At 50.6% G+C, this 20,436-nt stretch carries 18 protein-coding genes; 4 read left to right on the top strand and 14 right to left on the bottom strand.

Going from position 1 to position 20,436, the window contains the following annotated elements; translation table 11 throughout:
• The first annotated feature begins 48 nt into the window (after nt 1-48).
• Nucleotides 49-1,371 carry a DUF3472 domain-containing protein gene (locus SH449x_RS05250; RefSeq protein ID WP_482380272.1) on the top strand — a complete coding sequence of 441 codons (1,323 nt, stop codon included), beginning with the start codon at nt 49-51 and terminating at the stop codon, nt 1,369-1,371.
• Between the two features lie 299 nt (nt 1,372-1,670).
• Here SH449x_RS05250 and SH449x_RS05255 read toward each other — a convergent pair whose 3' ends face one another.
• From SH449x_RS05255 to SH449x_RS05270, 4 genes are read right to left on the bottom strand one after another with little or no spacing between them, the layout of a single operon-like run.
• Nucleotides 1,671-3,254, bottom strand: coding sequence for a DUF1559 family PulG-like putative transporter (locus tag SH449x_RS05255; RefSeq protein WP_482380273.1), 1,584 nt, complete (start codon nt 3,252-3,254; stop codon nt 1,671-1,673).
• 48 nt (nt 3,255-3,302) lie between these two features.
• Entirely contained in the window at nt 3,303-4,847 is a 1,545-nt protein-coding gene (locus tag SH449x_RS05260; protein ID WP_482380274.1) for a hypothetical protein, read from the bottom strand.
• A 2-nt stretch (nt 4,848-4,849) separates the two neighbouring features.
• A complete protein-coding gene (locus SH449x_RS05265; RefSeq protein ID WP_482380275.1) occupies nt 4,850-5,632 on the bottom strand; it encodes a hypothetical protein in 783 nt (260 codons plus the stop codon).
• On the bottom strand, nt 5,629-6,252 hold the full coding sequence (locus tag SH449x_RS05270; RefSeq protein WP_482380276.1) for an RNA polymerase sigma factor: 624 nt from the start codon (nt 6,250-6,252) through the stop codon (nt 5,629-5,631). The genes SH449x_RS05265 and SH449x_RS05270 overlap by 4 nt, the downstream gene beginning before the upstream one ends.
• A gap of 111 nt (nt 6,253-6,363) precedes the next feature.
• On the opposite strand from SH449x_RS05270, the gene SH449x_RS05275 reads away from it, so the two are divergent.
• The gene (locus SH449x_RS05275; protein ID WP_482380277.1) at nt 6,364-7,752 is read left to right on the top strand and encodes a neutral/alkaline non-lysosomal ceramidase N-terminal domain-containing protein; all 1,389 of its coding nucleotides are present in this window, start codon (nt 6,364-6,366) and stop codon (nt 7,750-7,752) included.
• A gap of 257 nt (nt 7,753-8,009) precedes the next feature.
• Here the strand turns inward: SH449x_RS05275 and SH449x_RS05280 are convergent, their stop codons facing one another.
• The 3 genes from SH449x_RS05280 to SH449x_RS05290 all read right to left on the bottom strand — a co-directional run bounded on the left by SH449x_RS05280 (nt 8,010) and on the right by SH449x_RS05290 (nt 11,282).
• Nucleotides 8,010-8,495, bottom strand: coding sequence for a hypothetical protein (locus tag SH449x_RS05280; protein WP_482380278.1), 486 nt, complete (start codon nt 8,493-8,495; stop codon nt 8,010-8,012).
• 54 nt (nt 8,496-8,549) lie between these two features.
• Complete coding sequence (locus SH449x_RS05285; protein WP_482380279.1) at nt 8,550-9,953, bottom strand: transglutaminase-like domain-containing protein; 1,404 nt, start codon at nt 9,951-9,953, stop codon at nt 8,550-8,552.
• Nucleotides 9,954-10,121: 168 nt separating this feature from the next.
• The gene (locus SH449x_RS05290; RefSeq protein WP_482380280.1) at nt 10,122-11,282 is read right to left on the bottom strand and encodes an acyltransferase family protein; all 1,161 of its coding nucleotides are present in this window, start codon (nt 11,280-11,282) and stop codon (nt 10,122-10,124) included.
• A 373-nt stretch (nt 11,283-11,655) separates the two neighbouring features.
• On the opposite strand from SH449x_RS05290, the gene SH449x_RS05295 reads away from it, so the two are divergent.
• Nucleotides 11,656-11,910: a hypothetical protein gene (locus SH449x_RS05295; RefSeq protein WP_482380281.1), complete on the top strand. Its 255-nt coding sequence runs from the start codon at nt 11,656-11,658 to the stop codon at nt 11,908-11,910.
• Nucleotides 11,911-11,959: 49 nt separating this feature from the next.
• Here the strand turns inward: SH449x_RS05295 and SH449x_RS05300 are convergent, their stop codons facing one another.
• Entirely contained in the window at nt 11,960-12,451 is a 492-nt protein-coding gene (locus SH449x_RS05300; protein ID WP_482380282.1) for a four helix bundle protein, read from the bottom strand.
• A 289-nt stretch (nt 12,452-12,740) separates the two neighbouring features.
• Here SH449x_RS05300 and SH449x_RS05305 point away from each other — a divergent pair, with 289 nt between their 5' ends.
• Nucleotides 12,741-13,985 (top strand): tetratricopeptide repeat protein, encoded by a 1,245-nt coding sequence (locus SH449x_RS05305; protein WP_482380283.1) that lies wholly within the window; start codon nt 12,741-12,743, stop codon nt 13,983-13,985.
• A 49-nt stretch (nt 13,986-14,034) separates the two neighbouring features.
• Here the strand turns inward: SH449x_RS05305 and SH449x_RS05310 are convergent, their stop codons facing one another.
• The 6 genes from SH449x_RS05310 to SH449x_RS05335 form a co-directional block, all read right to left on the bottom strand.
• Nucleotides 14,035-14,922, bottom strand: a complete 888-nt coding sequence (locus SH449x_RS05310) for an NAD(P)-dependent oxidoreductase (RefSeq protein WP_482380284.1) — start codon at nt 14,920-14,922, stop codon at nt 14,035-14,037.
• Nucleotides 14,923-14,926: 4 nt separating this feature from the next.
• Nucleotides 14,927-15,766 carry a purine-nucleoside phosphorylase gene (locus SH449x_RS05315; protein ID WP_482380285.1) on the bottom strand — a complete coding sequence of 280 codons (840 nt, stop codon included), beginning with the start codon at nt 15,764-15,766 and terminating at the stop codon, nt 14,927-14,929.
• 132 nt (nt 15,767-15,898) lie between these two features.
• Nucleotides 15,899-16,405 (bottom strand): YraN family protein, encoded by a 507-nt coding sequence (locus SH449x_RS05320; RefSeq protein ID WP_482380286.1) that lies wholly within the window; start codon nt 16,403-16,405, stop codon nt 15,899-15,901.
• A gap of 35 nt (nt 16,406-16,440) precedes the next feature.
• Entirely contained in the window at nt 16,441-17,976 is a 1,536-nt protein-coding gene (aroE, locus tag SH449x_RS05325; RefSeq protein ID WP_482380287.1) for a shikimate dehydrogenase, read from the bottom strand.
• Nucleotides 17,977-18,115: 139 nt separating this feature from the next.
• Nucleotides 18,116-18,727: an anthranilate synthase component II gene (locus SH449x_RS05330; protein WP_482380288.1), complete on the bottom strand. Its 612-nt coding sequence runs from the start codon at nt 18,725-18,727 to the stop codon at nt 18,116-18,118.
• A gap of 62 nt (nt 18,728-18,789) precedes the next feature.
• Nucleotides 18,790-20,244, bottom strand: a complete 1,455-nt coding sequence (locus SH449x_RS05335; RefSeq protein ID WP_482380289.1) for a hypothetical protein — start codon at nt 20,242-20,244, stop codon at nt 18,790-18,792.
• Nucleotides 20,245-20,436 lie beyond the last annotated feature (192 nt).

Raw genomic sequence — 20,436 nt, forward strand, 5'->3', positions numbered from 1 at the left:
CTTGGACTAAACGCGATTCGAGCAACCTTTCCTTTTTGAACCCTTCTAATGAAAATTGCTGCCAAAACAATCCTCACGCTCTTGTGCTCATTCGCTTTCGCAGAGTTCTTGGTTGCAGAACAAGAGTGGTTTGTTCCTGCGGGTGGCAATGTCTTCCCAGAAGCCGTTGAGCGAAACCGGGATGGGCTGCAACGAAATGGTTGTTTGAGCTGGTCTGACCCGGACTCTCTTTTTGCGTTGTATTTTCATGTCAACCAAGCCGCCACCCTAGAACTAGCCCTAGAGGCCCGAAATACGGACGGCATATCAAAGATTGAGATGACCGCCCCAGGTTTAACGGAGATGATCGATGTTCGCAACAAAGAGTTCGAAAGGCTCCCGTGTGGCAAGCTTGAAGTTACCGGGCCTGGTTACGTTAAGATTCAAGTACGTGGCTTAGAGGAATCAGGACGTAGCTTCGGCGAAATCAAGGGACTGGTAATCGAATCCGAAAACGAAGGTCTCAAACTTACTTCAGTCGCCGCGAACGATGGCAACATGTTCTACTGGGGAAGACGGGGCCCCTCGGTACACATTCGCTATTCCGTTCCTCGGAATAGCGATATGGAATACGCCTATAGTGAGATCAAGGTGGAGCCAGGTGACGATCCAATCGGGTCTTATTTCATGGCCAACGGTTTTGGAGAAGGCTACTTTGGTATCCAGGTAAACAGCGAGATGGAACGTCGAGTCTTGTTCTCGGTTTGGAGCCCCTTCCAAACTGACGACCCAAAAGCGATTCCCGCAGACCAACGCATCGAATTGCTCGGCAAAGGTCCCGATGTCCGAACGGGTGAATTCGGCAACGAAGGCTCGGGGGGACAGAGTTACCTTATCTACCCATGGCAAGCTGGACGGACCTACCGATTCCTTACGCGAGTGGTCCCGGATGGAAAGGGGAGCACCATTTACACTTCGTGGTTTGGTGACAAGGAGAAAAATGAGTGGCGACTGATCGCCAGTTTTCGTCGCCCTAAGACCAACACGCATCTCACCGGTTTCCACTCTTTCTTAGAAAACTTTAATCCGGCAACGGGGCACATCCCGAGACGGGGCCAACACGGAAACGTTTGGGTTCGCGACACGAAAGGGAACTGGACCGAGTCACTCACTGCAAGGTTTTCAGTAGATGCCACCGGTGGCGGAGGTCATCGACTGGATTTCACCGGCGGAGCTGTTGGAAACATGTTCTACATGAAAAATTGCGGTTTCTTCCATGAGCCAGTCTCGCCTGGAACGAGCTTTACTCGGGAATCTAGCGGAGGTCGTTCCCCCGATATCGATCTGGAATCGCTGCCGGGTGAAGGTAAGACCGAGACGAAGTTGAACTAGTCGTCGGTCATCGGACACCAGAGCAAAGCGGATATTAAAAAGACAATTCTCGGTGATCGCCAACGACTTCACCCTCCCAAAACGCCGTTTGGGGAGGGGCAGCCCGCGAAAGCGTGGCTGGGGAGGGGTGACGCGCATCATGGGAACGTCGATCGACCGCGCTAGCCCTCCCCGGCAATCTCGCTTAAGGCTCGATTGCCGACCCTCCCGATCGCTTCGCTGGGAGGGTGAAACCTGAAACACGGTGGCGATCAACAAGACTTGTCTTTAATCCGATTGTTTTTGTTCTACTGCTTGCCCTAATCCAGCTCTACCACCTCGCCACCGTTGCGAGTAAGCAAAGCCAGCCATGTCTCTTTCGGTAAGCTTAACTTTAAGTTAAGCACAGCTCCGTCAAACAAAGCGATGACAGTCTTGCCGTTGTAGTCGCGGAGCTTGGCTGTCGGGTCTGCCTCGTCATAGGGATACTCCTCTGGGCTGGTCCATGGAATGGCGTGCTCCGGCTTGAGCTCGACAAAGGCAATCGTGTTGCTCAATCCATCCGTTATATCGCGAAAGTACATCGGTTCCTCCTGCCCAAAGACCGTTTTGCTTCCTATCGGAGCGACGTAGGTCGTGTGATAGGGTGCGAGCTCTACGTTTTCGTTCATGTCTGACAAAGGCCGATAGATGGCCGGCATCTTGGCTAGCAGCTTGATATTGTGCGGACTGTCCCAGGCTTCAGCCAACTTGAACTCTTGATAGAGTTCCGGGAAGCCGATGAAGGGTAGAATATGAACACGCCAGCTAAGTCCACTCTTTTCCTTGGTCTTGACCATTTCGGCGTACGTAGGAATGGCTTGGTAAGCACTTTCGTAGTTGTGAAATCCGAGAGCAAATTGTTTCAAGCGGTTCGCAGTTGTGTTTGCCGAAATTGGTGCCAGCATGGAACTGGCTACCGATGCCCCAAATTGCACGAATGAAAGGTTCTGTTCGTCGTCTGTCAGTGTTAACACGACGCGATCGCCTGATTGTTCAGGTTTGATCAAGCCGAACAGAACTGAAAGCGCCAGCGAAGTTTCTTTGTTCTCCACGGAATTACTGAGTATTGACCGAAGCAGTTTCGGTACGTTCTGAGCGAAAACCTTGGCACTCTCTTCGGATCTGGATTGCACGACAATCCGAGCCGTTGCGTTTTTCGTATTCACTCCTATTGAGATCCATTGGGCACCATTCAGTAGCCATTCCGCTGATCCACCACCTAGAATCTCTGGTAGATCAGGATTGATTTCCTGGAAAGTCTTGACGACATATTCTGGTAAAAGCAACACGCATTGGACAGGAAACTCCTTCGTGGCCTCCAAAGCTGCTTCCCACTTCGCAGCTTGCGCTGCCGAAGTAACCCCCGAGGCAACTGTTGCACCCGAGCTCAAATCGCTTCCAATATCGAGCTTGGTCAGCTCTGACGTCGATCGGTCAACGACTCCAATATCGGGTGCTACATAGTTAACGATTTTCTCAAGATTTCCAGTGGCTACCGATTTGGGAGCAACAGCACGTAGTAGGACTGCCGCCGTATAAGGCATGTCGAGAGAAACACAGACAGTCTGCCCGTTCATAAGCTCACGGATAACCTGAAAATTCCGTTCGGAAGCGTCCACCATAGTGGCGATCGGCTTATCCTGTTGTCCATCACTTAACTCTTTGATCGACTCGGGAATTTCTAGTTGGCTAGAGTTGACCTTAATGAGGAGTATGGATGAGGGGTTAAGAGCCTCAGAAAACAGCGGTCGAATCTCTTGGGCACTGCTATAGCCAGTGCAGCTGAGACCTATCGCTGCAACTCCCAGTAGTTGCTGGATATATGGTGGTTTTTGGTATGAAGTGGATAATCTGTATTTCATTGGATTACTCATAGAACGAGAAAGGAGGTTGCGAATGGTCACAAATCGTTACGGACGGGAAGACTTGGTACGAAGTTCAAATTGATATTGCAAACCGGGATTAGCAGCCCCCTTCAGAGTCACGCCTTTCTCATGAATCATATATTCGAATGGTTCAGAGGAGACCGGATCATGGGGGACCGGGAGTTCGAGTTCCGCAAGCGTTACAGGAAACGTGTTGTTATTTGTAGCCAAGTGATGGCGTATCGACTCGATTGTTTGCCAAAGGGCGATTTGTTGCTGGTATCTTGCCGAAGCTGCCTGGGCTACTTGAACTGAGGGAAGAAAGGTGAAAGTGGGTGTGATGATAACCCCGTATTGTCTAAGCAAACCTCTTGTTTCCGCAAAGTCCGACTTGGCCTTTTCTCGCGCATGGTTAGGCAAAAAACTGTATTTGAACTCCTCGTCCCGATATCTTTCATAGAATCGACGCATTGCGAGAAAAAAGATTTGAGTGTTGGGGAGCATATCAAGCTTTTCCTCGTCCATGCCCTCGATTGCAACCAAATACTCGCGCGCTTTCGGCACGTTTGCACCAATAGCCAGCGTCAGACCTGCCTTGCCAGATGAGAGTATGACCTCCATTTCGTCGGATGAAGACCCCATCCCCTTCATGGATTGTGTAAATCGATCTAAGAACTCATTCCAGTAAATATTTGGTTTCGGAGTCTCGTCTACTTCTTGTAGTACTTTCACTTGCTGAAACAAGAATTCCCGCTCGTAAGCGAGTGATTGACTGAGGTCGATCAAAGGATTAGGCAACTGTGCAATAGCCCAGTACAGATTCGGTGCATCGGCATGCTCGGACAGATAGTGGGCTTGTTGCATACCAAGTCCAACGCATGCGGCCCCTACCAGATTTGACACGAGAAAGGGTTCCTGGGACAAATGTGGCCCCATCGCGATCATTTGTCCGAGGATCTTGACTGCATCATCGGTTCGGTTCTCAGCCATCGCTACGAGGAATCGCATCGCTTGCAAACGAGCGATGTCCCGTATCGATTGAATTTCCGGCAGTAAATAACCAATTGGATTCTCGATCGTTCTCATTTGACGATCAAAATCGCAATGCAGTCTTGCGGAAGCCTCTTCGAGAAACAGTCGTTGAAACGATGTGAAACTAAGAAAAGTTTTCATCTCGTCAACGGGTAGATCTTTCATCTCAGTTTCAAGCCAAATATAGGGAGCGTATTCTTTACCATTGGCCGCTTGACGGGACTCTTCTTCGAATTTTCGTCTAGCTTGCTGGGTACTGGACTGCTCAAAGTAGCCGCCAGCTTTTAAGTAATAGATCGCTGCATTACCTGGCTTCGCATGGAAGGAGTCAGGGATGAATCGGATCGCAAGTGCAGGTTTGTGCTCCGCCTTGGGTGCAAGAACAAGCGTCCTCCGGGCAATGGTGTTTGCCCCTCGAATGTAATCCCAAGCACCTTCACGACTAACGTTTGTTTCGATTTCAGATGATGCAAGCTCCTGGGAGATTGCCACATGCGGACACACCGAAAACGTCGTCGCAGCCCAAATGCTACACTTAATGAAAGTTGTTGCCATCATTCTCATATACGAAACTCCGATTGATATAGGGATTGCAATAGTTGACGCTGATTTTGAGGAACAGATTGCTGGGCTGGCGGAACCGGTTTTAATGCACTTGGAGCTGCGTTCGGTTCATCGCGGATCTCCGCATTTTCCCAACTTGGAATATCAACAAACGTTTTATGTGTAGGACGGCTTGTAAAGCGCCAATCATCGCTGAAATCGTAGAGCGGCGAAAAAGGACGCAACACATCCTGATGGTTTCCCTGGATGGCCACATAGCGACCGCCGCGGAAAGTGTTTCCTAATCTCGTTCGTTGGGAATCTGGCCATGGGTTCGATCGACTATTCGAAGCACCTCCCTCACTAGGAGGTGGCGAGTTACTATCCAGACCGGGGGGCGGGAGATCGTTCGTTGAAGCAAAACTCTCACCACTCGTGATTTCTCCACTGATATCAAGCCCCCCCGTATTCCATTGCGTCCAGATCGCCGACAGCAACAATCCCGCTGCGAGTCCTGATGACCAGGATACCGCAACGGTTCTCCACCAATTTGACTTGGTAACAGAAGGAATTGCGGGCGTGCAAGCAGATTGCTGGCTCGCTAGAGGAGGACCACCCTCTAGCCAGTCGCGGCCCAGCATGTGCGACATGCCAGCATCGTTTGTCAGGGATGGATCGCTCATTGATACTCCGGACCTGGCAGTGAGAGACCTGGGAGTGAGAGACCTGGGAGTGAGAGACCTGAGCTCCTGTTCGAATACGTTTAGTTCCTTATCCACCTGATGGTTCGATTCGTTCATTTGGTATTCCTCGCATGTGTTGTGATGCCCTTCGGTGCGTCTTCCGCAAGAACGATGCTTTTCAGTTCCGTGAGGGCGGCTGTGTATCGTCGATAAGCAGAGCTGGCGGAGCAGTTCATGAGTTCACCGAGTTCTTCGAAACTGAGTTCGCCCCATACCTTAGCCACGATCATTTCTCGTTGATCCCCATCGAGTACTCCGAGGCCCGCTAGGACCTCAGACGCGTCGATGCCGTTGCGAGTCTGTGGCTGGAGCCAGTATTCCGTCGCTCGCGTGCCGTCCTTTGATTGAACCATTTGTTCGAGATGGTTCCGATGACGAGATTCCGCGCGGGCGATATTCTGCGCCTTGCGTCGGGTCGTCGTATAGAGCCATGCTTTGGGCGAGTTAGGTTCTGGTGAGCATCGAGCCAAATCCATAAAAGCTTCCTGAACCGCATCCTCCGGGTTTCTACACCACTGCCGAGCGTACAGAACCAAGGCATTGCCTAGGTTTGCGAAAAGCTCTTGAAGTGTATGCCGATGCATGGTTTTCCCAAAACGTGTCATAATCAGGAGCGGGGGGCCGGCCGCATCTAGAAAATAGTCACCGCCGTAGACCAAATCTTCCAGGATCCACACTAGAATTCGTAAAAAGATCGGCCCAAAGCGAATACGCCCCCCCCTTGAGAACACTAATTGCCAGTAATCACCACTAATAAGATCCAGAAAAGCCCAAACCTCCCCAAACTTATGACACAACCATCTCGCAAAATGCCAGTCATGATTCTCCGCTCTTCCCTGTTTTCGTCAAAGCTTGCGGCGCGAGGCGTGCAATTTATTGCCTTGGTCGCATTCGGGATTGCTGTTCAGAGCACCATTGATGCTCAAGAGTCCAAGGAGCTCCGCGCTGGAGCAGCGAAACGGGAAATCACCCCCAAGGAACCTGTGCCCATGTGGGGGTACGGAGCTCGACATGCGGATCTATCCACCGGCACCATGGACCCACTCATAGCAACCGCCTTGGTAATCGAGTCCAAAGGGACCAAGGTAGCAATTGTCGGAACGGATTTGGGACGCGCTCCGGTCGAAGATTCTCTTCAACGAATTCGAGCCGCGCTACGGGATCGTGCAGGAATCCAAGTCTCACTCATCGCAGGCTCTCATACACACCATGGTCCTGTACTAGAGCTATCCGATCGGCCCGGACGAGGCAAAGGTCGCTTTGACTCAGCCATTCGATACGGTCAATTTCTAGAAGAGCAATTGATCGAGGTGATTCTCGAAGCGGACCGAGCACTCGAGCCGGTCAGGATGGAGGTCGGTTCCACTGAGCTTGAGAACTTTAATCGCAATCGCCATAGCAAACGAGAACCGGTCCCAGTCGATCGCAGTCTGACCGTTCTTCGATTGCAGACGACCAATGAAGATAAAACCGTTGCAACGCTGTTTAATTTCGCAGCTCATCCAACGAGCATTCCGACTGAGAAGTACGAATTCTCTGCGGACTTTGTCGGCGCAGCCCGCGATACCATTGAGCGAGAGCTTGGGGGCATCGCCGTGTTCATGCAAGGAGCCGCAGGAGACTTATCGACAAACCGCGGCCCACACGGCGACTATGCGGAGTATGGCAAGGCTTTGGGAAACAGAGTCGTTTCGCTTGCCCATTCGCTAGAACCAGTGCCGATCAAGACACCCAACATTCAATTCTACGAGGAGCAATTCCAGTTTTCGTCTCGAACGAATTTCAGGAACCCTTTGGTGCAGGGGGCATACTCCGTCGCCTTTTTTCCTGAGTTGGTAACAAACTTTATCGATGAGTACGCCGATGGAATCAGGCCCCGATTGACCGTCGTAACGATTCATCGAGACATCGCATTTGTGGGAGTATCTGGCGAATTTTTCTGCCAGCACGCTATCCGACTTCGCGAGCGAGCTCGCGTGCCACATCTATTCTTCTTTGGCTACAACAATGGGTATCACCAGTATTTTCCTACGATTGAAGCCGCCGATGAAGGCGGTTACGGTGCGGATACGTTGGTCGCCCCTGCCGAGCTGGGAGCTGGCGAGGCCATGATGGACCGGGCTCTTATCAAGCTCTACGAATTACGTTCCAAATTAGCGCCCAGGAGGCAACCATAGGACAGTGTATAGGCATCAGGCTGTGACCTCCCGCTACAAGGGCAATAGTTGCAAGTGCGGCAACGTCTATGCTAATCTCCTTGCGAGTTCGCTTGTGACATGAGCATTTTCAACAAATCGTTCAACCGCACGGGCAACCCCCTGCACTGAGATCTCAGGCCAGGAGCGGCATTATTCCCAGAGATCCTTCATCTAGGCCGATATTCTCGGTCGATCCATCGACGCGCGGTAGATTTCTATCTGTCGTTGCCTAAGTTCTAGTTTGCTGAGTTGGTCATCTCGCGGATCAGTTTGTCAGCTGCGAGATTCTTTTTACCAAACTTTTCCAGGTCGCCCTCCTCGCCGCTTTCGACGTAGGTCTTCAAGGCTTGCGCCTCGGTTTTAATTGCTTTAAAGCATTTGACCAGGTCGCTCAACGCTTTCTTGTCTCCTTCGTCGCACTCCTTGTAATTGCACAACTGCGCCACGTACGGCCCGACTTGGTCCAACAACCTAACACTCGTGTCCAAGAGTTCCACGGCTCTTTCGTCGTCGATCACATCCCCCTCGTAGGAATCGGAAATCAGAGAGATATTGAGATGTGCATCGAACGCATAAGCGAAAAGTGATGCGCCGAGCGTTTCCATTTTCTTGTGCTCGAATGGAATATCGTCTCCGGCCTTCGCTGGAACGGTAGGAATTGCAACGACGCCTAGTAGGGCCAACAATATGGACAAAATGGTTGTTGGTAAGACTTTTTGCATGGTAATGCTCCTTTGGTTGAGGTGATTGATAGGCATGGTTTCAAAGTGATTCGCTCATTCCCAGGACACTGCCGAGCTGGACTTTTGTTTCTTCACAGCTTTTTTTGATGTGCTCGACTTGCCCGATTTCTTTTTGTTTTTTAATGCGTCATCCCAACGAACTTTGTCGCTGTCATCCTCGTCATCGCCGTCATCTTCCCCGTCTGAGCTGGCGACCTCTTCAGAACTGCTATCCGAATCTGCGGGTTTCGCCCCAGCCGATACAGCCTCGTCGTCTGCGTAATGAAAGACTGTTGGGATAAATACCTCATTACCACTGAAGGGAATGGGTAGGATGCCATTTAAGCGTGCGACGTTCACATCCACCAAGGCAATCTCGCGTTCTTCTTTCTCGAGCTCCTCGTGAATATTTTGCGTTCCCAGAGCTAAACCATGGGAAAAGCTTGTCCAGGAGTACTCCCAGCGTATGTCGCGGCTAAGGATCTTATCGAAAACCTTAGGAGCTTTCCGATCCGATAAATCCTCGCCAAGAAGTGTAGTCTCGAGACCGTAAAGCACTTCATGCTCGGCATCTGCCCAGAACGCTAGATAGCAGTGATTCGATGTGATTACTAGGCATGCGTCGATTCCAATCTTTCGGAGCATTGATGCGAATAGCACCGTTCCATCAACGCAGTTTGCTTGAGTATTGTTAATGGAATCTTCGAGTAAGCGAACGTGCTGACTTCGTACACTCCGGGAAAGTGATGAGGTTGCGGTAATGTTGCTGTACCTGATCTCTCTGGCGACCAAGAGGTCCCAAATGGCATACACTTGCTTCAGAACATCGTTGGGATTTCCCGATTGATATCCAGAGAAATTCCTAACCATTTGCACCTTGAGCGCTTCTTGAAGCAATTTGTCCAAGAAGGGATGTTGTTCGTTAACGTAAGCTGCAAAACTTACGTTCATGGGTGCCATTTCGTCGTCGATAACCAAGCCAAAGGGGCAGTCATTGATCGCTCGCATCGTGATGGTTGTCGACTGCGTTTCCTCCGGATAATTCCCGATTCGAACACGGTATGTCGCCGAGGTTGGTACAGCTTGTTTGCAATTGATGAGTTTGTCGAATTGAAATCGCATTTTTGGAAAGATTCGGTAGGTGGTTCCAGCATTCGGTAGGACACCAACAAACTCACTTACCTCTGAAAAGCCTTCGCAGAGGATCGAAACGCGGATGGGTTGATTGGAGCGTTTCGTTGTTACCTCCACCCCGAGACTGCCATAGGGATCACCGAGCGAATCGCTGGACGCCTCAGTATCTCGTTTGAGCGGGGCTGTCGATATTAAGTAAGAGGGGAATAGTTGCGAATCCCATCCGGCGATTGGACGAAAATCCGCAATGCATACTGAACAGCTGGCCAGAAGTGAAACGAATGCCGCTACCAGTCTTTGAGTGTGAATGGCGAAATGACTCATGCTATTCCTGAACGAAAGAACTACAAATTCGGACTTCAGTCGCCTAGCTGTGACTGTTTGTTCCAGACGTATTGAATCCGGGGAATAGTAGGTCAGGAATCGATTAGGAGGGAGAATGTCATAGAAAAAAGTTCTATCAAAGCTAGTTTGGTAGGGATTTTAACGGCCTCAAACACTTGTCGATGAGTTACGAGCGTGCTTCGCGTTGGTGAACGACGACTTTAATCGCAAAAAGTGGACTTCGTAACCGTGGTAAGTCACAATCGCGACACTGAGAATACAACTTAACATTGAGACAACGTAGATACCACAGAGAAGGGGATAGTTCATATTTACGATCTCTTGTGTGAACTCTAATGGGATCAAGGTCACCAGTGGCAGTTGGACCACATACATGCCGTAGCTGTATCGCCCCAGCGTCCGTAGCGGACTGCTTTGCATCAGACGGACCACGAAGGAATAATTTGAACTAAGGAGTAGGTACACCATCCCCGAAGCGAATAATAGGCCGCAAAGAGTGCTAGGTATCTCCAGAAAGCGGCGTCCCGAGAATGCGACAACCAAGAGCAGTGGCAGCACGGTACAAAATGTAAGTCCGGCAACCTTGAGAGCCAGCCCACGATGGGTCGTCTGCATTGCAGGGGAGTTTAGAAATATGGCTATAGTCCCCCCAATGAGAAGTGAATCAGCACGGAAAAAGGTCGCCACGGAAACCGCAACATCCCATCCACTAAAACTTGCCGCGATCGTCCTAGCAACGCCCACCAAGACGATCCCAAGCGTGCAAGAAATCGCAAGAGAGCGTCTGCTCAAAAGCAACACGACTGCGGGCCATACCAAGTAAAAATGTTCCTCCACGGCGAGGGACCAAAAATGATCGAATGCCCCAAAACACCATTGATTCTCCCATGACATTTTAAGGTTAGACGTATAGGTCCAAAGATACCACTGATTCCAACGGGCGAGGTCGAATGCCTCGGTCCCCATGAGACGAGGCAAAGCATACAGCCCAACGATAAGGCTCAAGAAATACAGAGGGAAGATTCGCAAGGTTCTTCGAACGATGAAGTTGCGAAAGTAATGAGGCTCGTCTCGGCTGCGAAGCAAAATTCCAGTGATCAAAAATCCAGACAACACGAAGAAGAGATCTACACCCCGTTCTCCTATGGGGGCTAATCGACGAACCCAAGCTAAGGCGTCATTCCCGTTGGGGTCAATCTCTTTGCACAATCGATAAAGGGTGACTGCTAAAATGGCTAGACCGCGGACGCCATCCAATACCGGACAATGAGCGCCAGGGCTCCAAGCGGATTCGGTCGGTTTGTCCATTAGCTTTCCTCCAGGATTATCTCATCGCGAAATCGCTAAAGAGATGCCTGTTCAGAAGGTTTCCACAGAAAAGAGATTAATGGATCGGGCCTTCTTAATTTTCTCGGAAAGAGTAGCTGGTAGTCTTTCGTGAATCGACAAAATCGATATGTTCGTTACAGGTTACAGATAACATCTCGAGCGGGGATGGTTGACCGCTCAAGCCCCAGGGACCAAGTCGTTGAATGCATCCGCTGGTTAGCGGAGCCAGCGTTCTTGCCCGGAGGAGTGAGTGCCGTCGTACGCATTTCTGACGTGCCATCCTCAGTCCGAGACAATCTTTGACATATCACTATCGTACCACGGGGGACTTCAACATTCAGCAGGGGTGAGAGTGCAAGCGACCGACTTTAGATACCACTGGCTTGTCCAGTGGAGTTTCATGTTTCTCGCTAATACGCTGGCACCACCTGCATCCCCCCTCTTTGCTCGGCGGCTTTGCCGCCGAGCAAAGAGGGGGGGGACGGGGGCTGAGCGGTTATGTAGCGAGAAACGTAACAATCCACCCGGCAAGCGGGAGGCACTCCAGAGCCATGACGCTCGTCGTGTTACTTCTGAGCTAACGGTAGCATTGACCGAGTGCGAGTAGCTGACTCAACGCAAGTCAGAAGCGCTCGATCGAGCACTTCGGTCCAATGCTACCGTTCGTGCGGTTTTTCGTACTCGTACTCAGCATCGCGGTACTCGTACTCGTACTCAGCATCGCGGTACTCGTACTCGTACTCAGCATCGCGGTACTCGTACTCGTACTCGATCGATCCCTCCAATACCGAATCAGTTCGTTGGATCAATCGAGTCAACATCGACACGATCCGTTTCAGGTTGGTCTTGCCAACCCGATTCAGTTCAGGATCGATCGCCTCGAACGATAGGAGTATATCGTGAATCGCAGCGCATTCCAAAGCTGAACCACGCGCGATGTCGAAAAATCGATTCTTGTCCTTAAGACTTTGTTTCCCGTTTCCCTCGGCAATGTTGAGCGGAATGGATTGTGCCGCTCGCAGCCACTGATCCCGAGCATGACGTTCCGCACCGTTTAATGATTTCGCGATTCGATAAGACGAAGCAACGTACTCGATAGCAAGTCGATAAACATCGAGTCGTTCGTGGTCAAAGATTGGATCGGTCATCTGCGTCCTTTCGAGTACGAGTACCGTTTCACTGAGTACGAGTACGAGGAAATCCGACCTCAAGCACGAACATCTAGTATACGGAATTTGCCATAATCCCGCTGGGGAAAAATTTACTATGTTCCGGCGGGCGTTGCCCATCGTTTGCCCCCATCTTCTCCTCACGTTTTAGAAATAACGCTTGGGGTTTGGATAGGATTTTCTGCGGCCCAGCGTTGAGGCAATTCGTGGCAAGCAATTGCGAATTGAATTACAATCCGATTGAGATCCAAGCCAATAGGGGGACAGAATGTACGTCATCAAGTGGTATCGGGGTTGGTTAGTTTTTCTCTTTATATGGATGTTCGTTACCTCTAATGCTTTAGCACGACAGGACTTTCAATCATTCGTATCGAATGCCAGCTACAACGAAGCAATCGCCTACTATCGCAAGGCCGTCGAGCTAAACAAAGGAGATGATCAGGCCCGTTTTCGGCTCGGCGTCGCTCAATTTTTGAAAACGTTTGAAGAATTGGGCCAATCGTGGTACCGATACGGGCAGGTAGACAATTTCCTACTCGGGTCCGTACCTCTTTTTCGATTGAATATTCCGAGCAATCCAACGCCTGAGTCCATCGACTATCAGCAATTTCGTTCGATTATTCAATCAGCATTGGATGGACTTCAACATGCTGAATCGACCTTGATGGGGGTCACAGCTGACGATGTCTTTATCGAATTGGATTTGCTCGGCATTCGATTGGACTGGAATGCGAATCAACGAATCGATCATGACGATAACTTATTTGCAAGCTTGCGAGCGGTTTTGGGAAATCAAGCCCCTGCAAATGGTGCGCAAAGCTTTGTGGTTCGATTCGATGCGGCCGATGTGCAATGGCTGAGAGGGTATTGTCATCTATTGATGGCTGTATGCGAGTTTTTCTTGGCATATGATCACCAGGACTTTTGGAATGTCGCGGCTCGCCGCATCTTCGCGAAAGCTCAAACCTCCTTCGAGTTTTTGAATGAGGAACCATCAAGGCAAGGTTACTACGAAACCAACATGATTCTAGACTTGATTGCCAGTATCCATCAGCTTCGCTTTACGCTTCGCGAACCAGAACTAATGCCCAAGGTGCTGGCTCACGTTAAGAAGACAATTCAATTGAGTCGAGATATGTGGAAACTGGTCGAGGCCGAGACAGACGATGATCGAGAGTGGATCCCTAATCCAAACCAAAAGCCACCATTTCCTGGAGCAGAGGTGTCGCGGGAAATGATCGATGGCTGGCACGATTTCCTGAACGAAGCCGAGGCAATTCTAGACGGCGAGAAATTGGTACCGTTTTGGAGGGGCGACAATCCTAAACGAGGAGTAAATCTAAATCGCTTTTTTAATTCCCCTGCGGACTTAGACGTCGTGCTGTGGGTTCATGGCAGTGGGGCAATCCCTTTTTTGCAATCCGATCTGCCTGTTACTTCTAAAGAGACATGGAATCGCTTCGAACGTATCTTTCAAGGTGAGTTTATCGGATTCGCAATTTGGTTTAATTGAATGCACATCAACGAGACAAGCACAAGTTTCTCACTGTCACATTCTTGAATTATTGTCGATTAACGACCAGCCACAAAGCCTGGGTACCTCGATCACCATAGCCCGCTGATTGAAGGTCTGCGTACAAGGATTTAGCGAGTTCTACGCCCGGAAGGGAAATCCCCAGTTTTGTTGCTTCGTCCAGGACAATACCCAAGTCCTTGACGAAATGGTCGACAAAGAAGCCAGGGGAAAAATCATCCTTGAGGATTCTTGGTGCAAGATTACTCAAAGACCAACTGCCAGCTGCACCGGACGAAACGGAACCTAATACAGACTCCGGATTTAGGCCACTGCGAGTCGCGTAGAGCAACGACTCGCACAAACCGACCATGCTGGAAGCAATCAAAATCTGATTGACCATTTTGGTATGCTGACCTGAGCCAGCGGGACCTTGATAGAGATAGGTCTTGCCCATCAAAGCCCATAACGGCTCGAGTGCTTCGAATACGAATCGGTCACCGCCGACCATGATCGATAAACGGGCCTCTTTGGCTCCGATATCGCCGCCCGATACGGGAGCATCCAATGCGGCAACTCCTTTACTCGATGCAACAGAGTATATCTGCTGTGCTAACGAGGGCCGACTTGTCGTCATATCAACCAGAACAGATCCAGGCCGGAGCCCAGTCAGGACACCATCCGCTCCCAGTATCACTTCTTCGACATCGCTAGGAAAGCCAACCATTGTAAAGACGACATCACTCTGCTCCGCTACCTCGCGAGGCGAGGAACAAACTGCTGCGCCTATGTTAACAAGGTCTTTCGTTTTCGAAGCCGATCGATTGTAGACGGTAGCTTTGTAGCCCGCATTTATGAGGTGGGAACACATGCTGCGTCCCATCACTCCCGTGCCTATCCATCCGATTCGAGTGGTTTCCGGAGCAACGTTTATCATGATATTATTTCTTGAACTTTTCTTTTTCGTATTCTAAAACCCCGGTCACAAGCTTGGTAAGGCGAGGTTCCGCCTCGTTTGCAATGGCGATGATTTTTTGAACGTCAGCTTCCTCCAGTGCGTCTGGTAGACACATATCGGTAATCACCGAAAATCCGACGCATCGCATTCCCGAGTGTACCGCAACGATGACCTCTGGAACGGTTGACATACCAACAACATCGGCACCTATCATTCGCAAGAATCTGTACTCGGCCCGTGTTTCCAGATTGGGACCAGCCACTGCCACGAACACTCCGCGATGAGCAACAATATCGTTTTTGCGGGCTACGCGGAGGGCCGCCTCGATCAAGTCGTGATCATAAGGTGCAGACATATCGGGAAATCGAGGCCCGAGTCTATCGTCGTTAATGCCGATTAGCGGATTGTCGCCCAGCAAATTGATCTGGTCGTCGATGAGCATAATGTCACCGGCTTTGTAGAACGGATTCATGCCACCGCAAGCATTGGAAACGACCAACAATTCGGCTCCCATCGCCTTCATGATGCGAACCGGCAGCGTGATTTCTTTGAGCGAGTAGCCCTCGTACATGTGAAACCGCCCTTCCATCGCCATAACAGGCAGTCCACATAGCATCCCGCAAACCAAACGTCCTCGGTGCGAAGTGGCTGTCGACTTGAGGAAGTGAGGAATATCTCCATAGTCCAAGGTAGCTTCGACTTCAATACGTTCCACCAATGGGCCCAGCCCGGTACCGAGAATGATCCCAGCGTGTGGAGTGCGATTCCACGCTTTTTTGATTACAGTACAAGCGTCCTGGATTTTATCGTAAAGGTCTAGCATTTGGTTCCGGTCGGTGTTGTTTGGTATGTGGCTTGGGATCCCTGGGAAGACAGTAATCCGCTTTTACGTTTTCGGCTCTTCGTCACGAGACGAGCGTTCTAGACGAGCATTGTAGTGGACTTCGCCAAACGCTCAACGAAACATCTGAAATTGGCCAACGGCTTCAAATGCGTATTCGAAATGCCGAAGCGATGGGCCTCCGTTGGCAGAGTTAGCGATGACTTCGATGACATCGGCCCGACCAGGCGTGCCCCATAACCGATGCTGCTTGTAGTAACGGAGTGCGGTATCAGTGATCTTTTTCTGCTTTTTCTCATCCACACGATCTGCTGGACCAGTTCCGTCAAGCGACTCATTCTCCCAGGCTTTTACCTCAACAAAGACAATCATTCGATTCTTGTACGAAGCAATCAAATCGATTTCGCCCGTTCTCGTCCGGAACGATCGTTCTAGAATGAGATAGCCCTTTCGTTCCAGCAGCATGGCAGCCAATCGCTCTCCATAGGCACCGAGCGGCTCGTCCGGATTCTTGGGAGGGTAGGGGAGGGCTAGTCGTCGACGGAGCCGTATTCTTTGAAATGTTTCCCATGGCATTAGCATCCATGCGAAGAAACGAGCCCAATGATGTGACCGACTCATAGCAGGCTCCCAGAAAGACGGTTTCCACCCGAGCCCTAAATCTCGAACACTGCGGAATCCTCGTCGTCGTCTTCCTCTAGATCTTTGTAGTTTATTGGTGAAATCGCCTTTTTGATGGTTTTGACCATAACGGGTATTGGAGGCTCTTTACCTGTGAAGAGACGATATTGGTAGGCAGCTTGGCGGACGAACATCTGCAATCCAGTTACGACAGGACATTTTGCCGCCCTCGCTCCCTTGATAAACAAAGTCTGTTCCGGGTTGTAGATGGTGTCAAAGACGAGAGTTTCCCCGTTCAGCTTGGCTGTCTCAAATGGGCTTTCGTCCATCTCTGGGAACATTCCCACGGGAGTACCGTTTACCAAAATGTCGGGCACAACGATGTGCCGATCAGCCCAGGTGACCGTTTTGCCATTGACGGCGGCAGCAAGCTCATTCGCGGCTTGGGCATTACGAGCAGTGATGGTAACTCGGGCTCCTCGTTGAGCTAACCCGTATGCGACAGCTTTCGAAACTCCTCCTGCACCGAGAATCAGCACGGATACTTTTTCAAAGCCGTTCTTTGGACTGCGGAATTTGTCATAAGCCTCCGTGAGACAGTCCATTGCTGCACGGTAGTCTGTGTTGTATCCAACAAGTTCTCCGTCGGCAAAGATCACGGTGTTACAAGCACCTATGCCGTGCGCCGCCGATTCGGCTTGCGTTAGTTTGGAAAGGATCGCTGATTTGTGAGGAATCGTAACACTGAGTCCGCCAATGTTTTGCTCCTGACACCATTGGAGAAAGAAATCGAGATCTTGTGGAGCAACACGAAAAGGCAGATATCGGCTATCGACCTCGTGAGCCTGGAACGAAGCGTTATGAATGAGCGGACTGTAGGATTGGGCAACGGGATCCGCGACAACTCCAAAGAGTTGGGTTTCCGGGCGTATCGTCTCCGCACGGTAGATATTGACCATCTGCTCGTAACTTAGCTGACCTGGTGCAACGCGTTTGTCTGCATTGAAGACGCAATAAGTAAAAGGAGCTCCGTAGCGACTAGCCAAGATTCTGGTGGGGGTCCCATAATCCCCCATGCTGATCCCAATCGTAGGAACCTTGGCAGACTTCATCAACTCAAACATCCTCGCGGTATCGCGAAACGAATTGGATTGAGCTGCGATTTTGACGATATCGGCATCAACTTTGCAGAGCCCATTGTGGATGCTGTGGAGATCGGTCGGCGTTCCCTCAAAGTTGTGTACGCTGACAATTCGTTTCGTCTTACCGTACCTCGGTATTTTGGTCGCCGTATCGTCCTCCAGATCAACATACTCGACCCCCATGGCAATCGCTGATCTCAAGAGCATTAGCCGCTCCTCTTCGGTCCGTTCCCAGCGCCCCCCATCCTCACGGCGTCTACAGGTAACAACGACGGGGGTCGGGCGATTTTTTAGAAGTCTCGAAAGGTCGATGCTCCGACCGATATAGTCCAGCCTGAGCTCCACGAGCTTTGCACCTTGTTCAGCAACCTGCTGATGTTCGGTGATCATGTGTTTGTGACGTGTTCTGGCAATCGTGACGCAAAGCATGCTGTTAGGGCGGGGAAAGAGTAAATTTGGGAAAAAGATGCACGAACAAGCTAGGTAAGACGAACGAGCTAGGTGGGACGAACAGGCTATGTGGGCCGAAATAGAGGGTGGAAATCAGAACTCACAGACGCAACAACATTCAATTCGACGGCGACATGGTGACTGTACCACCCCAGTTTAAAAATCGACTGAGTAGCATTACGCCCGGCTCCGTCAAAAAGCTTTCGGGATGGAACTGCCAACCTTCCACTGCGAATTTTTTATGTCTAACCCCCATAATAATTCGATTTCCCTGTTCGTCTTCTACCCAAGCCGAAACGTCTAGGCATTCTGGAAGGCTTTCTGGCAAAATCACCAGGGAATGATATCGGGTCGCGATGAATGGATTCGGGATTCCCTCAAACAGTCCTTGATTGTCATGCGAAATCTGATCTGTTTTGCCGTGCATTAACTTGGGAGCCCGAACGATTTTTCCACCAAAAGCTTGGCCAATCGACTGGTGCCCCAAACAAACGCCGAGAATGGGGTACTCCGAATGCAACTCTCGCACAACTTCTAAACAGACACCTGCCTCGTTGGGCGTACAAGGACCAGGCGAGAGGATAATTCGGTCCGGATTCAGTTCGCGGATGGCATCAATGGAAAGCTCGTCATTTCGGTAAGTACGGACATCCAGCTTCGGGTCAATCTCCCCCAGTCGCTGCACGATGTTGTAGGTAAACGAGTCATAATTATCAATGAGAAGAATCATGAAGCGATTATAGGCGGCTGGATACGAATTGCCAGCCGAGAACCCGCCGTCCCAACCGGGATCTAGGCAGCATTGGAACTCTCTAGCGGTGGAATCACCTTAACGACCTTGCGCCGGCGTGGCTTTACGACCTCTAAAGCCAAGCAATAATCCAAGTTCGGCCTAAAAATGGTCAAGAGAGCTAAGGGGACGAACCAAGCCAAATACAAGCCACCGCCAAAACCATGCCATACCTGAGTGGCGGCCATCAACGCAGCTGAACAAGACATTAGTGTCGATAAGCTTTTCTGAGGGGGCCAGGCCACAAAGGACAAGCTCAAAAGCACGAACAATACGATGAGCGGCAATCGGACCACCGGGTTCCAGCCCAAGCCCCAAATTCCATCCATCCCTGTCATGGCGATTTGCTTTACTCCGAACATGTATCCGAGATGCTGCAAAACGTCATTCGGATGCAAAGCAATCATCACGACCACCAGCGATCCTATCGAAACAGCAATACCGCCTGTAAATCGGCGAATACCTCTCTGCCAATAAAAACTGCACCAAAGGGGCAGCAATGAAAATGGGTAGTAAACAATCCCTGCGGCACAACCGAGACAAAGTCCGGCCGCAAAGGGTTGGCGATACAATAAGACGGCGAGCAACAACAAAGCGCTGGGCAGAACATGGTCCACACGCCCTGTCATGTGTAACGTGTAGGGCAGCAACAAATAAAATGTGGCCACACCCACGCCGGTTTTAAAGTTTCCGAAATGCCAGTAACCGATCGCAACAATGGAAAGCACCATGACGAGGCTTGCACCAATCGCCAACGAGCGAGCGAGTAACAATTTCACTCCTCCCGCTCCCGAAGCCCCCTCTACCGTCGGGCCCGATACAGGATCGTGAATCGTCGAAATACTCGGCAATGCCGCCATTAATATGTAGCCAGGCCCAGCCGATGGACCTTGCTTAAGAGGTTCACTCGGTTGGCTCACCGCGACGTTTACCAACAAATACACCAGCATCGATATGCCGAGAAACAGCATCCCGCCGCTGCTTAGGTTCGGATCCAGCATGGGCCGCCTAACAATGGATGTATCCAACAACATCCTAGTCACAAGCAATACAGCCATCACAATCAGCCAGAGGTAGCCGATATAAAGCAACGTGTTGTTCGATGCCTCGGCCTTGCGTTTGGACGCAAGCAACGGGGATGCGCCTTGCGAATCTGTAGATGAAGAAATCACCGAGGTCGAACCGCCGACAGCTTCCGAAACGCTTACCGAAGAATTCTCGGCCGTTGTCTCAGCAGGAGCTACCATCTCCGTCTTTGCTGCGGCGATCTGCTTTCGGCTGGCTCCCTCGTATACTAATAGGATTCCAGGAGTGAAAAGTAGGATCAAGAAGATGTCCAGATTCCTAAGCGACCAGAATCGATGGAACATCAGGAACAACCCAATCACCAAAAACGAAGACAGAAACACCCACACGGGGGGATCTAGTCTAAGATAGTGGAATAGGAATTCGTTCATACCGATAGCATGCGCGATTCGGCCCAAAAGTACAACACAGCTCGCATCTGGAAAATAAATTTAGAAAATCTTCGCTTTTCCAATTGCACCATGTGCCCCCTTTTCACGGCATTTACGGCACTCTCCCCCACTGCGACTCTACGACTCCCCGCCAGAAGTAGGGGGCGAGTCATGACTATCCTTACTCAAAGC

Origin of the sequence: Brakhagea baltica (genome assembly GCF_052161605.1) — a bacterium.
Classification (GTDB): domain Bacteria; phylum Planctomycetota; class Planctomycetia; order Pirellulales; family Pirellulaceae; genus JBKCUI01.

Coding starts and splice junctions, on each gene's coding strand:
- SH449x_RS05250 (WP_482380272.1), top strand. CDS start 49: ATGAAAATTGCTGCCAAAACAATCCTCACGCTCTTGTGCTCATTCGCT.
- SH449x_RS05305 (WP_482380283.1), top strand. CDS start 12,741: ATGTACGTCATCAAGTGGTATCGGGGTTGGTTAGTTTTTCTCTTTATA.
- aroE (WP_482380287.1), bottom strand. CDS start 17,976: ATGCTTTGCGTCACGATTGCCAGAACACGTCACAAACACATGATCACC.
- SH449x_RS05335 (WP_482380289.1), bottom strand. CDS start 20,244: ATGAACGAATTCCTATTCCACTATCTTAGACTAGATCCCCCCGTGTGG.
- SH449x_RS05320 (WP_482380286.1), bottom strand. CDS start 16,405: ATGAGTCGGTCACATCATTGGGCTCGTTTCTTCGCATGGATGCTAATG.
- SH449x_RS05290 (WP_482380280.1), bottom strand. CDS start 11,282: ATGGACAAACCGACCGAATCCGCTTGGAGCCCTGGCGCTCATTGTCCG.
- SH449x_RS05330 (WP_482380288.1), bottom strand. CDS start 18,727: ATGATTCTTCTCATTGATAATTATGACTCGTTTACCTACAACATCGTG.
- SH449x_RS05260 (WP_482380274.1), bottom strand. CDS start 4,847: ATGATGGCAACAACTTTCATTAAGTGTAGCATTTGGGCTGCGACGACG.
- SH449x_RS05310 (WP_482380284.1), bottom strand. CDS start 14,922: ATGATAAACGTTGCTCCGGAAACCACTCGAATCGGATGGATAGGCACG.
- SH449x_RS05255 (WP_482380273.1), bottom strand. CDS start 3,254: ATGAAATACAGATTATCCACTTCATACCAAAAACCACCATATATCCAG.
- SH449x_RS05280 (WP_482380278.1), bottom strand. CDS start 8,495: ATGCAAAAAGTCTTACCAACAACCATTTTGTCCATATTGTTGGCCCTA.
- SH449x_RS05300 (WP_482380282.1), bottom strand. CDS start 12,451: ATGACCGATCCAATCTTTGACCACGAACGACTCGATGTTTATCGACTT.
- SH449x_RS05265 (WP_482380275.1), bottom strand. CDS start 5,632: ATGAACGAATCGAACCATCAGGTGGATAAGGAACTAAACGTATTCGAA.
- SH449x_RS05275 (WP_482380277.1), top strand. CDS start 6,364: ATGACACAACCATCTCGCAAAATGCCAGTCATGATTCTCCGCTCTTCC.
- SH449x_RS05285 (WP_482380279.1), bottom strand. CDS start 9,953: ATGAGTCATTTCGCCATTCACACTCAAAGACTGGTAGCGGCATTCGTT.
- SH449x_RS05315 (WP_482380285.1), bottom strand. CDS start 15,766: ATGCTAGACCTTTACGATAAAATCCAGGACGCTTGTACTGTAATCAAA.